Raw genomic sequence first — 12,812 nt, forward strand, 5'->3', positions numbered from 1 at the left:
CTGTCATCCCGCCATCACGGTGCCGACGGACACGAACGTGTAGCCCGCGGCCCTCAGCCCGTCGACGGTCTGCTTCAGGTACCCGGTACCGAGGTACGGGTGGTAGAAGAAGCTCGCGACACCATCATCGACCACCTTGAGCTGGTTCGCCGTCTTGATCAGGTCGGCGGGCAGGCGAGCCGGGTGGTTGTTGAACGGCTCCGGCTCGACGTTGCCCACCGCTTCGGGGGCGACGACGGACCCGTAGATGTCGCGGACCAGGTACGGGAAGTACTGGCCGTAGATCTTGTCGTACTGCGGCGTGCCCGTCCCGCACGCGCCACCGGGGCAGTAGCCCGCGAAGTACAGGCCGCGGTCGTAGCGCTTGCCGAAGTTCTGCTGGAAGACCTCGTAGTCCGCGGCCGACGCGGCGTAGTGCGGCGGCTCGAAGATGGCCGGACGGGCGAAGCCGGCCAGCGCGAACGCGCTCGACGCCGAGTTGACCCGGCCCTGGGCGTAGGACGTCGAGTCACCGGGCACAGGTCCGTCGTAGATGACGTTGTTGTTCGCGTCGATGTGGGCCGTGTAGAACTCGAAGTCGTTGCCGCTGCGGCCGTCGTACGGGTTGGCGATCTTGCCGAACTGGTGCGTGTAGCCGTGCATCAGGATCGTGCCGCCGCGCTGGGTCATGTACCGCAACGCGCTGACGACCTTCGGCCGCTGCGCCAGGTCCGCCGACTCGGGCACGCCGTTGTTGTCGGCGCCGAGCGGGTTCTCGAAGCGCGGGTAGACCGCGATGGTGAACGGGATGCGCTGCGCGTACAGGTAGTCCGCGACCGCGCGCAGTTCGGTCGGGTCGGCGTCGGGGCCGACGTCCTCGATGCGCACCAGTGCCCGCTTGCGGTCGGCCATCGCCGGGTTGGAGACCTTGCTGATCAGGTCCGCCGCGGCCAGGTAGCGGTCGCCGTGGTCGACGTAGCTGAACGGGATCTCGCCGATGTAGGTCAGGTTCTTCGACTTGGTGGCCCAGTTGATCGGGCCGACGGCGGACCCGGTCGCGACCGCCGGTGCCGACGCGATCGCGGGGTTCGTGATCGAGGTGATCATCAGGCCGGACGGGGTCGCGAGCGGGCTGCGGCCGAGGTCCGTGTTCTCGTACCGGACCGTCGTCGCGGCACCGGTGTCGTACTGGACCCAGTTCCAGCCGTAGGTCGTCTGGAAGCTCGGCGCACGGGCCGTGAGCTGCCAGATGTTGTGCGCCATCCACAGCACCGGCTTGGTCGTGGCCAGCACGTCGTCGAGGAACGCCACCGGGATCGGCTCGTCGTAGGTCGAGCCGATGTAGACGACGCCGGTGTAGCCGGCGATCTCACCGGCGGTGTAGCCGGCGACCGGGTGCATGACGTACGGGCTGCCGTGCGAGACGAGGTTGGCCGTCTCCACCGCGTAGGCCTCGCCGAGCCACGCCCACGGGCCGGTGCTGTCGTAGAGGACCAGCGTCTTCTGCGTCGACCTCGCTCCCGGTGCGCCACCGCCGTTCGTGCCGGCCGCGGCGGTCGAGGACAGGCCGAGCGTGCCGAGCACCGTCGTGATCACCCCCGGCTGCGTGGTGCGCTGGGTGATGCGGGTGCTGGTCGCCGACGGTTTGGTGGTCGTCAACGGCGGCGCGGGCAGGGTGTTGCCGGCGAGCTCGCCGAGGTTCAGGCCGAGCGAGAGATCCACCGCCTGCGCGGGCGCGGGAATCAGCGAGACCGCCAGCAGAGCCCCGGCGGCAGCTTTGAGAAGTCTGGCCCTCATGCCACATCCACCTCTCCCGGCACGCGCACGCTCGCGCTGCCGGCGTAAGGAGCGAACTCAACGGGTCGTTGCTGCTGAAGGCCCAGCAGCCAGGCCAACGCCTGTTCGGTGCGCACGGAGGCGAGTCCGTCGCCGAACGGGTTGCCGTCGGCGGTCATCGCCTCGCGCGCGGAAGGGTTGTCCAGCAGACGGATGGTGAGCGACGTGATCCGCTCGCGGTCGGTGCCGACGAGCACCGCGCAGCCCGCGTCGACGGCCTCCATCCGTTCGGTGACGTCCCGCAGCACCAGCGCCGGAACGCCGAACGACGGCGCCTCCTCCTGGATGCCGCCGGAGTCGGACAGCACCAGCGTGCACTGCGCGAGCAGCCGGGCCAGCTGCGCGTACGGCAGCGGGTCGGTGATCGTGACGCGGCCGACGTGACCCAGCACGCCCAGCACCTGCCGGCGCACAGCGGGGTTCGGGTGCGCCGGGAGGACCACCTCGACGTCGGGACGGGCCGCGACGATGTCGGCCACGGCGTGCAGCACGCGGTCGAGCGGCTCACCCCAGGACTCGCGGCGGTGCGTGGTGACCAGCACGAGTCGCGACTGTCCCGCGTGGACCCTGTTCTCGATCTCCTGCAGCCGCACGTCCCCGTAGGGCGCGCGGCGGGCGGCGACGTCGAGCACGGCGTCCACCACGGTGTTGCCGACCGTCAGGACGTTGTTGCCGCGCAACGACTCCGCGGCGAGGTGCGCGGTGGCGTCCGCGGTCGGCGCGAGGTGCAGGGAGGCGAGCTGGCCGACCATCTTGCGGTTCCCCTCCTCGGGGAACGGCGACGTCAGGTCGTGCGAGCGCAGGCCCGCCTCCAGGTGCACGACCGGGATCTGCTGCCAGAACGCGGCGAGCGCGCCCGCGAGCGTCGTCGTCGTGTCGCCCTGGACGAGCACCGCGGCCGGTGACCGTTCGGTGAAGAGCCGGTCGAACTCCTCGATCAGCTGGCTGGTCAGCTCGGCCTGCCCGCCCGTGACGCGGTTCAGCTTGAGCCGCACGTCCGCCGCGAAGCCGAACGACTCGAGGGCCTGGTCGACCATCTCCGGGTGCTGCCCGGAGTTCACCACCACCGGCCGGATCCGCCCGGCCGCGAACATCGCGGCGGCGACCGGTGCCATCTTCACGGCCTCCGGACGAGTTCCCGCTACGAGAAACACCTCGGGAACCTCTCCGCGATAGAACTGCCTCGGGCCGGGCACCAGGGCACTTGGTCCCATCTTTTACCTCTTCGGACTCTATCCAGGGCACGCGCGGCGGACGTGCGCAGTATCACAACGGCAACTCGATCATTGCTGACAATCAATTCGTACTCGTCCCGTGCGGGTACCGCCAGACCGGTGATTGGCTTTTACGAACTTCGTGTAACGAAGCTCCATTCATCCCCGATATGGCTGGTTGACGCTCCGCTCTGCCTGCCCCTAGTCTCGCCTTGAACACCAGCTCCTGGCCTTGCTGTCTGGTATCTCGTACCGGCCCAGCGCTTCGTTACCAGGAGCCAGCAATGACTCAACTTCAGATCCGGTTCGCTGTGGTTGTCAGCGCAACCTCTTTTGTAGACAGGTTTGTGTCATGACCGACACGACACAATTCGCGACGTTCATGCTCGTGTTGCTCGTGTTTTGGCCCAGTTACAACCTGGTACTCGCGCTGTTCGTGTGGTGGCGGCCGAAACCAGGTGAGCCAGAAGTGCCGTCACGGCATCCACTGCAGTACTGGATCATCATTCCGGCGTTGAACGAGGAACGTGTTGTCGCCAACACCGTCCGTTCCGCGCTGGCGCTCGACGGCGCGCGCACACCGGTCCAGGTCGTCGTCGTGGACGACGGTTCGGACGACCGCACCCCGCAGGTGCTCGCCCAGATCGACGACCACCGGCTGCACGTGCTGCGCAGAACCCCGCCGGACGCCCGCAAGGGCAAGGGCGAGGCGCTCAACCACGCGTACCGGTACATCCGCGGTCTCGCCGAGGAGACGGGCACGGTGCACCGCGCGATCATCGGCGTGATCGACGGCGACGGACGCGGCGAGCCGGGCATGCTGTCCGAGATCACGTCGTACTTCGGCCAGCGCGACGTCGGTGCCGTGCAGTGCCGCGTCCGCATCCACAACCGCACCAACCTGCTGGCGTTCCTGCAGGACCTGGAGTTCAGCTGCGTCGTGGACGCCTCGCAGTCGCTGCGGGACGTCGTCGGCACGGTCGGGCTCGGCGGCAACGGCCAGTTCGTGCGGCTCTCGACGCTGATGGAACTCGGTGACGCGCCCTGGTCCGCCTGTCTGGTCGAGGACCTGGAACTCGGTCTGCGCGTGCACCTGATGGGCCGGCGCATCCGGTACGCCACGCACGCGACGATCACCCAGCAGGGCCTGATCGACGTGAACCGCCTGCTGCGCCAGCGCACCCGCTGGGGCCAGGGCAACCTGCAGTGCCTCGGGTACGTGCCGAAGCTGGTGCGCGCCAAGCACGTGCGGTCCGTCGCACTGCTCGAGTTCCTGCAGTACCTGCTGACGCCGTGGCTGGTCGCCCCGATGACGTTGCTCATCACCGCGTTGGTGGGGATCAACTTCTACGCGCAGCTCAGCGGTCAGAGCATCGGCGGCATCACCGCGAACGGCTCGAACGCCTTGGCCGCAGTGGGAATCTGGCTGGTGGCGCTGGTGCTGCCCGGCCTGATCTGGGGCGTGGTGCACCGGCTCAAGCACGGTGACGAGCGGCTGCGGCGGTGCCTCGCGGTGGGCCTGGCCTATCCGGGCTTCCTGATCCTGGGCTCGATCTCCACGTTGCGCGCGCTGTACCGGCACTTCGCGGGGCGCAACACGTGGGCGAAGACGGAACGGTTGGCGGAGAAGGAGGTTCCGGCTGCGAAGCCGGTCCCTCGGGTGGCCTAGAAGGCGCCGGGGTGGGTGCGTCTGCGTCTGGCCGCGTAGACGCCCGCCTCGGTGCGGCGGTCGAACCCCAGCTTGTGCAGCAAGGACGACACGTAGTTCTTCACGGTCTTCTCGGCGAGGAACAACCGGCTGGCGATCTGCCGGTTCGTCATGCCCTCGGCGATGAGATCGAGGATGCGGCGCTCCTGCGGGCTCAACGCGGCGTACCGCGGATCCTCCTCGGGGCCGCCTCTCAGTCGTTGCAGGACCGTCGACGTGACGCCGGCGTGCAGCAACGAGCCGCCTGCCGAGAGCGTGCGCACCGCCGCCACGAGATCGTTGCCGGACACCTCCTTCAGCATGTACCCGGACGCGCCCGCCATGATCGCGCCGAACAACGCCTCGTCGTCCGAATAGGACGTGAGCATCAGGCACGCGGGCGGCGGCTGCACCAGGCTCCTGATCTCCCGGCACACCGTGACGCCGTCGCCGTCGGGCAACCGGACGTCGATGATCGCCACGTCGGGCCGCAGCCGCGGTGCCAGCGTGATCGCGGCCGTCGCGCTGTCCGCCTGTCCCACGACGCTGATGTCGTCGGCCTGCGCCAGCAGCTGCACCAGCCCGCGCCGCACGATCTCGTGGTCGTCCACCAACAGCACCGCTATCGCCATGTCGCCTCCTGCAGGACCAGCGGGACGAACCACGTGATGCTCACGCCCGCACCGGGGATCGAGTCCACCGCACAGTCACCGTGATGGCGCCGCGCCCGAGCCGCCATGTTCGCAAGTCCCCCGGCGTGGTGGGGCACGCCGGAAGGATCTTCAGCCAACGGCAAGCCGCGGCCGTCGTCGGAGACCGTGAGCTCCAGCCGCGTCATCGTGCGGTTCACGCTCACGGCGACGGCCACGTGCCGCGCCCTCGCGTGCCGCACGACGTTCGTGAGCGCCTCTCGCAGCGTGGCCAGCAGATCCGGCCTGAGCTGGTCCGGCACCACGGTGTCCAGCGGACCTTCCAGTGACACGTCCGGCTCGAACCCGAGCAGCCGCGCGGACTCGTGCACCGCGCCCAGCAGCTGCCCGCGCAGGCTCGCGCCCCCGGACGGTGGTTCCTGCAGGGAGAAGATGGTTCGGCGGATCTCGCGGATCGTGTGGTCGACCTCCTCCACGAACCCGCTGATCCGTTCGGTGACCTGGGGCCGCGCGGTCATCCCGGTCAGCCCCTGCAACCCCAGGCCCAGCCCGAAGAGCCGCTGGATGACCAGGTCGTGCAGATCGCGCGCGATGCGGTCGCGTTCCTCCAGCACCGCCAACCGCTCGGTGTCGCCCTGCGCGCGCGTGAACTCCAGGACGAGCGCCGCCTGTGCGGCGAAGGACTCGACCAGCTCGGGGTCGTCGAACTCGGGCTCGCCCTCCTGCCTCGCCACGATCAGCGCGCCGAGCCGGCGGTCCCCCACGGCCAACGGCACCACGACGCACGGTCCCGGCACCGTCGGCACCGTGCCCTCCTCGTGGCACTCGGCCTGCCCAGACTCGTAGACGCGGGAGGTGACCGTGCCCTCTCGCGGCACGCGCATGCCCTCGGCGTCGTAGGTGCCGCCGTCGGTCACCTCGATGACGAGATCGCCGTTGTGGTCGGGCAGGACGACCGCGGAGAAGTAGCCCTTCGCGGCCTCGCGTGCCGTCTTGGCCACAAGATAGAGCGCATCACGGCCGTTGGTGCCGGTCAGGAGGTTGGTGGTCACCTTGGCGGCGGCGCGCAGCCACGCCTCGCGCTTGCGTGTCTGCTCGTAGCGGTCGAGATGCCCGATGGCCGAGCCCGCCGCCGTGGCCAGTGCCGTGAGGATGTCGCGGTCCTGGTCGGTGAACTCGGGCTTGCCGGCGAGGAAGAGGTTGCCGAACGTCTCGTCGTGGACCAGGACCGGTGCGCCCAGGAAGTCCGCCACGCCGATCGAACGCGGGTCACCGGACGTGATGTGGACCTGACCGTCGTCCTGGGCGAACTCCAGCAGTTCGCGACGGCCGTTGACCACGGCGAGGGCACCGTACGGGGCGGCGATCAGGTCGCACGCGGACTCGACGACGTGCCGCAGCAGGTCGGGCAGGGTGTCGTCGTCGGCGAAGGACAGCACGACGTTCAGCACTCGCTGTTCTGTGCTCACGTTGCTGCCCACGGCTTCACCCCTTGGGGGGAGAGAAGTGACACCGTACGAACGACTGAGGGTAACTCCCCAGCGTAGTCAAGGGGGAGACCATCACTGCAAACGGTGAGAATCGAAACTACTGAGCGTACGTGCTTACCGCACGCGGGGAGCTTTCGTACTGTCTGAGAGTACGAAAGCTCCCCGCGTTCCGTCAGTGGAGGCCGACGGTGAAGCCCTCGTCGATCACGCCTCGGTAGATCTGCGGCGCGAACGTGCGCAGCCCGTGGTCGATCGGGCCGATGAACCCGGCCGAGTCGCCGAGCGGCAGCCGGTAGCCGTTCCGCACCCGGTGGAACTCCCAGAGCGGCTCCATCGTCGGGTGCGCCGGCCGGAACCGCTGCGGGTCGCGCGGATGCAGGTCCACCCGAACCATGGTGCGCCTGACCAGCGCGTCTGACAGCTGGACGACGCGTTCCCGCGTGCGCGAGATCGAGATGGCGCCGAGCTCGGACCAGCCGACCGCCCACGGCATGCCCTGCGGGTCGTCCAGCCGGATGCCCTGCGGTTCGATGATCAGCTTGCGCGGACGGGAGATCGTCTTCCACTTCACCACGGCCAGCAGGCCGATGCCGGTGAAGACGACGCCGATGACGCCCGCGATGACCCCGCCGACCGGCTCGCCGTCCGCGAACGCCGAGACGGCGCCGACCAGGGCGAGGATGCCGAGGCCACCGGCGACCGAACCGCCGGCCAGCACCTTGCGGGTGGCGCTCTTGCCGAGGTCGACGACGACGGGCGGAGGCGGTCCCCAAGCGGTCATGGCCGCAGGTTACCGCTGATCAACTGTTCCGCGGCGGCGAACGGGTCCAGCTCACCGGACACCACGCGCTTGGCCAGCTGGTCCACCGCGCCGAACCGGGTCCGCACGCGTTCCACCGCGATCGCCTCGATCTCGGCGCCCGCCCGGCGCAGCCGGCGTTCCTCCAGCTCGCCGTGCGCGGCCATCCACGACCGGTGCTCGGTGACGGCCTCGACCACGCGGTCCAGGCCCTCCATCCGCGCGGCCACCGTCTTCACCACGGGCGGCCGCCACAGCGGGCCTTCGCGGTCGCGACGGCCCAGGGAGATCATGTACTTGAGGTCGCGCGCGGTCTGGTCGGCACCGTCGCGGTCGGCCTTGTTGACCACGAAGACGTCGGCGATCTCCAGGATGCCCGCCTTGGCGGCCTGGATGCCGTCGCCCATGCCCGGCGCGAGCAGCACCAGGGTCGTGTCGGCGAGCGCCACGATCTCGACCTCGGACTGACCGACGCCGACGGTCTCCACGAGGATCACGTCGAACCCGGCGGCGTCGAGCACGCGCAACGCCTGCGGGGTGGCCCAGGACAGCCCGCCCAGGTGCCCGCGCGTGGCCATCGAGCGGATGAAGACGCCGGAGTCGGTGGCGTGGTCGCCCATCCGCACGCGGTCACCCAGCAGCGCGCCGCCGGAGAACGGGCTGGACGGGTCCACCGCGATCACCGCGACCCGCCTGCCCTGCTCGCGATAAGCACGCACCAGGGCGTTGGTGGAGGTCGACTTGCCGACGCCAGGAGCGCCGGTGATGCCGACGACCTGGGCGTTGCCCGTGTGGGGAGCGAGAGCGGCAGCCACCTCGGGCAGTGCGGAACTCCCCTGTTCCACCAGGGAGATCAGCCTGGCGACCGCGCGCGGCTCGCCGTCACGCGCGCGGTCGACCAGTCCTGCTACGTCAACAGCCTTGGCCACAAACGAAGACCCTAGGCCTTCGAGGGCACGCGGATGATCAGGGCATCGCCCTGACCACCGCCACCGCACAGCGCGGCCGCACCCACGCCACCGCCGCGCCGCTGCAGCTCGAGTGCGAGGTGCAGGGCGATGCGGGCACCGGACATGCCGATCGGGTGGCCGAGCGCGATGGCGCCGCCGTTGACGTTGACCTTGTCCTCGGAGATGCCGAGCTGCTTGGTCGAGACGATGCCGACGGCCGCGAACGCCTCGTTGATCTCGACCAGGTCGAGGTCGGCGGGCTCGATGCCCTCCTTCGCGCAGGCGGCCTTGATGGCGTTGGACGGCTGCTCGTGCAGCGAGGCGTCCGGACCGGCGACGACGCCGTGCGCGCCGATCTCCGCGAGCCACTCCAGGCCCAGTTCCTCGGCCTTGGCCTTGCTCATCACGACGACCGCCGCGGCACCGTCGGAGATCTGCGACGCCGAACCCGCGGTGATGGTGCCGTCCGCGGCGAACGCCGGGCGCAGCTTGGCGAGCGACTCGGCGGTGGTGTCCGCGCGCACGCCCTCGTCGGTGCTGAACAGGATCGGGTCGCCCTTGCGCTGCGGGATGGCGACCGGCGCGATCTCGGCGTCGAACACGCCGTTCTCGGCGGCCTTCGCGGCGAGCTGGTGCGAACGCGCGGAGAACGCGTCCTGCTCCTCGCGCGTCACGCCGTAGCGGCTGTTGTACTTCTCGGTCGACGAGCCCATCGCGACCTGGTCGAACGCGCAGAACAGGCCGTCGTGCGCCATGTGGTCCTGCAGCGTCACGTCGCCGTACTTGAACCCGCTGCGCGACTTGGGCAGCAGGTGCGGCGCCTGGGTCATCGACTCCTGGCCACCGGCCACGACGATGTCGAACTCACCGGCGCGGATGAGCTGGTCGGCGAGCGCGATGGCGTCGATGCCGGACAGGCAGACCTTGTTGACGGTCAGCGCGGGCACGCTCATCGGGATGCCGGCGGCGACCGCCGCCTGGCGGGCGGGAATCTGGCCCGCACCGGCGGTGAGCACCTGACCCATGATCACGTACTGCACCTGCTCGGGAGCCACGCCCGCGCGTTCCAGTGCCGCCTTGATCGCGACGCCACCCAGCTGGGCGCCGGAGAAATCCTTGAGCGATCCGAGCAGTCGCCCCATCGGGGTGCGCGCCCCGGCGACGATGACGGAACCGGACACAGCTGCCTCCATGGAAGAGCGAACGGTCGTTAACTGAGCACCATACCCGCGGCTACTGGGCGGTAATTCTGTGAGACCCCGCACAGAGCCACCTGCACCGATCACGTAGTTACCCTTGCCCGTTATGAACGCAGAACTCGCTCGATTCGTGACCGCGATCGACCACGTGGGCATCGCGGTGCCCGACCTCGACGTGGCGATCTCGTTCTACCGCGACAACTTCGGCCTCGAAGTCGCACACGAAGAGGTGAACGAGGAGCAGGGCGTGCGCGAGGCGATGCTGCACGCGCCCGGCGACCACGACGGCACCGCGATCCAGCTCCTGGCGCCGCTGAACGAGGACTCGACGATCGCCAAGTTCATCGGCCGGTCCGGGCCCGGCCTGCAGCAGCTCGCCTATCGAGTGTCCGATGTGGACCTCGCGGCGGACGTGCTGCGGGGCAGGGGCCTGCGGCTGCTCTACGACAAGGCGAAGCGCGGCACGTCGAACAGCCGCGTCAACTTCGTGCACCCCAAGGACGCCGGTGGCGTGCTCATCGAGCTGGTCGAACCCGCGGCGAAGCATTAGCGACGAGAGCGCTGGCGACGAAGCTCAGCTCTCGGTCGATCGGGTCGTCCTCGTCGCTGTGCCGTGCCACCGAATGCCGGTAGCTCACGGCCAGCGCGAGGAGCGCCGCGGCCGCCTCGACGTCCTTGATCGCCACCGCCGCGCCGCCCGCGGCGAGGATGACCTGTTTGATCTGCGCCGCGACGTTGTCGTAGCGCGCCCGCATGGCGTCGCGGACCGCCGAATGCGTATCCGCTTCACGCCACAGCAGGTGTGACAGCAACGGTGATGCGTTCAGGCGCGCGTCCAGTGCCGCGACGAGCCTTCTGAGCGATTCGGCGATGTCCCCCACCACTACGACCCTGCGGTGGTCGACCGTGCTGTCCGGCAGCCGGGCGACCAGCGCGGCCAGCAGGTCCTTCTTGCGGTTGAAGTAGTAGTGCACCAGACCTTTGGGCACGCCGGCGCGTTCGGCGATGCGCGAGGTCGGGGTGGCGTCGAAGCCAGAGTCGGCGAAGAGCTCCTCGGCTGCGGCCAGGATGCGTTCCTTGGCCGAGTCCTCCACGCGTTCCTCCCACCCAGCGGGGTGTGGGCCCAAGAAAGCTCCTGGGCCCACGAAAACTCCAGTTGATCAGTGAGGCTGCGCCGCAGCCGAGTGCGCTGCGTTCGCGGCGGGCATCGCCAGAGCGCCCGCGGCGACGGTGAGAACGCCACCGACCCAGGAAACCCACGAAGCCTGGGTCATGTCGGTGTAGCTCATCACCCACGGCGAGATGAACAGCAGTGCGCCCAGCACCAGCTGCACGTACTCCCCGTAGATCATCGCGGGCACGGCCAGATCGACGAGTCCGTCGAGCGCGATGAGCGCGCCGAGCACGATCATCGTCCACATGGCCGCTTTCGAGGTGTCCACGACGAGCGGAGAGAGCAGCACCAGCACGCCGATAGCCACCTCAGCCCAGTCCTGCCACCTGGTCCACGCCTTGGTCATCTCCACACACCTCCTCCTCTTCCAACGCCTCTCATTGTCCTCTTGGTTGGCCGCCCGGTCAACTCTTCTGAGTGGAATCCCTCACAAGCGGGATTCTGAATCGGTTACTCCTGAGTAACCTCCGGCAACCTGCGACTATCCCTCACTTGGGAAGGAATGCCGCCGTGCAGAAGATCCTTGACGCGATCCTGGCCGACGAGCTGGACGCGATCGGTTCCCTGGACGTTCCGGAGAGCTATCGGGGCGTGACCGTGCACGCGGACGAGGCCGACATGTTCTCGGGCCTCGAGACGCGGGACAAGGACCCGCGCAAGTCGCTGCACGTCGACGAGGTGGCCACGCCCGAGCTCGGGCCGGGCGAGGCGCTGGTCGCCGTCATGGCTTCCGCGATCAACTACAACACCGTGTGGACCTCGATCTTCGAGCCGGTGTCCACGTTCGGGTTCCTGAAGAAGCTGGGCGGCCGGCACGACCTGCCGTACCACGTCGTGGGCTCGGACCTGGCGGGTGTCGTCGTGCGCGTCGGTCCCGGCGTCACCGCGTGGAAGCCGGGCGACCGCGTCGTGGCGCACTGTCTGGACGTGCCGCTGGAGGCGCCGGACGGCCACAACGACACGATGCTCGACCCGCAGCAGCGGATCTGGGGCTTCGAGACGAACTTCGGTGGTCTCGCGGACCTCGCGCTGGTGAAGTCGAACCAGCTGATGCCGATGCCCAAGCACCTCACGTGGGAGGAAGCGGCCTCGCCCGGTCTGGTCAACTCGACCGCCTACCGCCAGCTGGTGTCCGTGAACGGCGCCAACATGAAGCAGGGCGACACGGTCCTGATCTGGGGTGCGTCCGGCGGTCTCGGTTCCTACGCCACGCAGTTCGCGCTGAACGGCGGCGCGACGCCGATCTGCGTCGTCTCCTCGCCGGAGAAGGCCGAGATCGTCCGTTCGATGGGTGCCGAACTGATCATCGACCGGTCCGCCGAGGGCTACAAGTTCTGGAAGAACGAGCACGAGCAGGACCCGCGCGAGTGGAAGCGGTTCGGCGCGAAGATCCGCGAGCTGACCGGCGGTGAGGACCCGGACATCGTGTTCGAGCACCCCGGCCGTGAGACGTTCGGCGCCTCGGTGTTCGTGACGCGCAAGGGCGGCAAGATCGTCACGTGCGCGTCGACCTCCGGGTACATGCACCAGTACGACAACCGCTACCTGTGGATGAACCTGAAGTCGATCATCTCCTCGCACTTCGCGAACTACCGCGAGGCGTGGGAGGCGAACCGCTTGATCGCCAAGGGAAAGATTCACCCGACAGTGTCCAAGGTGTACTCACTGGACGAAACGGGCCAGGCAGCCCACGACGTGCACCGCAACGCGCACCAGGGCAAGGTCGGCGTGCTCTGCCTTGCCCCGGAAGAGGGTTTGGGCGTTCTCGACCACGAGATGCGTGCGAAGCACCTCACGGCCATCAACCGATTCCGGGGTGTGTGACCTTCTGGGG

12 protein-coding genes are annotated in these 12,812 nt (G+C 68.8%); 3 read left to right on the forward strand and 9 right to left on the reverse strand.

Features of this window, described 5'->3' with window-relative positions; all coding sequences use genetic code 11:
• Positions 1-3 precede the first annotated feature (3 nt).
• On the reverse strand, positions 4-1,776 hold the full coding sequence (locus ABZV40_RS26385; protein ID WP_355446789.1) for a polysaccharide deacetylase family protein: 1,773 nt from the start codon (positions 1,774-1,776) through the stop codon (positions 4-6).
• On the reverse strand, positions 1,773-3,029 hold the full coding sequence (wecB, locus tag ABZV40_RS26390) for a UDP-N-acetylglucosamine 2-epimerase (non-hydrolyzing) (protein WP_355446792.1): 1,257 nt from the start codon (positions 3,027-3,029) through the stop codon (positions 1,773-1,775). The genes ABZV40_RS26385 and wecB overlap by 4 nt, the downstream gene beginning before the upstream one ends.
• 352 nt (positions 3,030-3,381) lie before the next feature.
• Here wecB and ABZV40_RS26395 point away from each other — a divergent pair, with 352 nt between their 5' ends.
• On the forward strand, positions 3,382-4,698 hold the full coding sequence (locus ABZV40_RS26395; RefSeq protein WP_355446795.1) for a glycosyltransferase family 2 protein: 1,317 nt from the start codon (positions 3,382-3,384) through the stop codon (positions 4,696-4,698).
• Here the strand turns inward: ABZV40_RS26395 and ABZV40_RS26400 are convergent.
• The 5 genes from ABZV40_RS26400 to ABZV40_RS26420 form a co-directional block, all read right to left on the reverse strand.
• Positions 4,695-5,348 (reverse strand): response regulator transcription factor, encoded by a 654-nt coding sequence (locus tag ABZV40_RS26400; RefSeq protein WP_355446798.1) that lies wholly within the window; start codon positions 5,346-5,348, stop codon positions 4,695-4,697. The genes ABZV40_RS26395 and ABZV40_RS26400 overlap by 4 nt on opposite strands.
• Positions 5,339-6,847: a GAF domain-containing protein gene (locus ABZV40_RS26405; RefSeq protein WP_355446801.1), complete on the reverse strand. Its 1,509-nt coding sequence runs from the start codon at positions 6,845-6,847 to the stop codon at positions 5,339-5,341. The genes ABZV40_RS26400 and ABZV40_RS26405 overlap by 10 nt, the downstream gene beginning before the upstream one ends.
• Before the next feature lie 181 nt (positions 6,848-7,028).
• Positions 7,029-7,637 (reverse strand): hypothetical protein, encoded by a 609-nt coding sequence (locus ABZV40_RS26410; protein ID WP_355446804.1) that lies wholly within the window; start codon positions 7,635-7,637, stop codon positions 7,029-7,031.
• Entirely contained in the window at positions 7,634-8,584 is a 951-nt protein-coding gene (gene meaB, locus ABZV40_RS26415) for a methylmalonyl Co-A mutase-associated GTPase MeaB (protein ID WP_355446807.1), read from the reverse strand. The genes ABZV40_RS26410 and meaB overlap by 4 nt, the downstream gene beginning before the upstream one ends.
• An 11-nt stretch (positions 8,585-8,595) precedes the next feature.
• The gene (locus tag ABZV40_RS26420; protein WP_355446810.1) at positions 8,596-9,786 is read right to left on the reverse strand and encodes an acetyl-CoA C-acetyltransferase; all 1,191 of its coding nucleotides are present in this window, start codon (positions 9,784-9,786) and stop codon (positions 8,596-8,598) included.
• A 124-nt stretch (positions 9,787-9,910) separates the two neighbouring features.
• Here ABZV40_RS26420 and mce point away from each other — a divergent pair, with 124 nt between their 5' ends.
• The gene (gene mce, locus ABZV40_RS26425) at positions 9,911-10,354 is read left to right on the forward strand and encodes a methylmalonyl-CoA epimerase (RefSeq protein WP_355446813.1); all 444 of its coding nucleotides are present in this window, start codon (positions 9,911-9,913) and stop codon (positions 10,352-10,354) included.
• Here mce and ABZV40_RS26430 read toward each other — a convergent pair.
• Together ABZV40_RS26430 and ABZV40_RS26435 are read right to left on the reverse strand one after the other, a co-directional pair.
• Entirely contained in the window at positions 10,320-10,898 is a 579-nt protein-coding gene (locus tag ABZV40_RS26430) for a TetR family transcriptional regulator (RefSeq protein ID WP_355446816.1), read from the reverse strand. The two genes, mce and ABZV40_RS26430, sit on opposite strands and share 35 nt — an antisense overlap.
• Before the next feature lie 66 nt (positions 10,899-10,964).
• A complete protein-coding gene (locus tag ABZV40_RS26435) occupies positions 10,965-11,324 on the reverse strand; it encodes an SPW repeat protein (RefSeq protein WP_355446819.1) in 360 nt (119 codons plus the stop codon).
• Positions 11,325-11,488: 164 nt separating this feature from the next.
• Here ABZV40_RS26435 and ccrA point away from each other — a divergent pair, with 164 nt between their 5' ends.
• Positions 11,489-12,802, forward strand: a complete 1,314-nt coding sequence (ccrA, locus tag ABZV40_RS26440; RefSeq protein ID WP_355446822.1) for a crotonyl-CoA carboxylase/reductase — start codon at positions 11,489-11,491, stop codon at positions 12,800-12,802.
• The last annotated feature ends 10 nt before the right edge of the window (positions 12,803-12,812 follow it).

Source organism: Lentzea sp. NPDC004782, assembly GCF_040609115.1.
Lineage (GTDB): Bacteria > Actinomycetota > Actinomycetes > Mycobacteriales > Pseudonocardiaceae > Lentzea.